Here is an 873-nt window from a genome sequence, read left to right as displayed (position 1 = left end):
CGCCGAGCGCTTCGCGTCGGCCGAGGCCCTGCAGCGTCACGCAGTGATCGTCGCGAAGGAAGGCGGCGACGCATGTTCGGCGCTGATCCGAGCGTCGCTGCCCGGCGCCACGGCCGCCGATCGCGCCGACGCGCTGCGCGAGCTCGAGGAAAGCATCGCGGCCGACACGGCCGCCATCGGCCTGCTGAAGGCGGATCGCACCCAGGGAGGCCCCGCGCCCTGACGCTCCCGGCGCGCACGAGAAGGTCCAACTCACTCCCTGAAACCTGCCGGTCCGGCGATACCTGATCGCCGGACGCGGCTCTTTGCATGCCCGAGGCCCGCGATGCCCAACGCTGCTGCCCAGTTCCGCCTCACAAGGCCCGCGCCGCACCGCAAGCATCCGGTGAAGGTCCGCGAGGTCGATGTGATCTACCGGACGGTGACGCTCGCCGATGGCGCGGTCGTGCCTTTGGATCAGTGGATGGCATCGTGCTGACGCCGGGCGACTATCTTCGCCTGCGCCGCGAAGCCGCCGGCCTGACGATTGAGGACGTGGCCAGCCGCATCGACAGTTGGCCGCACGTGCCGCACCGCGACCGGGTCGCCTGGCTGAAGTCGATCGAGAGCGGCATCGCTCCGCTCTCCCCCGGCAACGCGATCCTGCTGCGCTTCGTCTTCCGCTTCGATCCGATCGTCTTGGACGCCCTGGCCGATATCGCCGCCGGCGCGGTCATCCCCGCACCCGACATTTGCCGCCTGTGCGGCTGTTCCGAGCATGACGCTTGCGGCTCCGCCCAGGAGCCCTGCGCTTGGGTGGATGCTGCGAAGACGGTCTGCAGCACCTGCTCGCTGCTCCTCGCCGACCCTGACGAGACCCGCCCCGGGACAATC

At 70.1% G+C, this 873-nt stretch carries 2 protein-coding genes and 1 pseudogene; all 3 read left to right on the top strand.

Annotated features, from left to right (window positions below; all coding sequences use genetic code 11):
• A pseudogene (locus PYV61_RS26005) lies at nt 1-223 on the top strand (hypothetical protein); the annotation flags it as partial.
• Between the two features lie 102 nt (nt 224-325).
• Nucleotides 326-478, top strand: a complete 153-nt coding sequence (locus tag PYV61_RS26000) for a hypothetical protein (RefSeq protein WP_275836793.1) — start codon at nt 326-328, stop codon at nt 476-478.
• Nucleotides 472-873: hypothetical protein (locus PYV61_RS25995; protein WP_275836792.1), on the top strand; the 402-nt coding region annotated here is incomplete at its 3' end. The genes PYV61_RS26000 and PYV61_RS25995, both read left to right, overlap by 7 nt.

The sequence above is a fragment of the Roseisolibacter sp. H3M3-2 genome, assembly GCF_029211165.1.
In the GTDB taxonomy this organism is placed as follows: domain Bacteria; phylum Gemmatimonadota; class Gemmatimonadetes; order Gemmatimonadales; family Gemmatimonadaceae; genus Roseisolibacter.
This window is presented reverse-complemented; position numbering and strand designations above follow the sequence as displayed.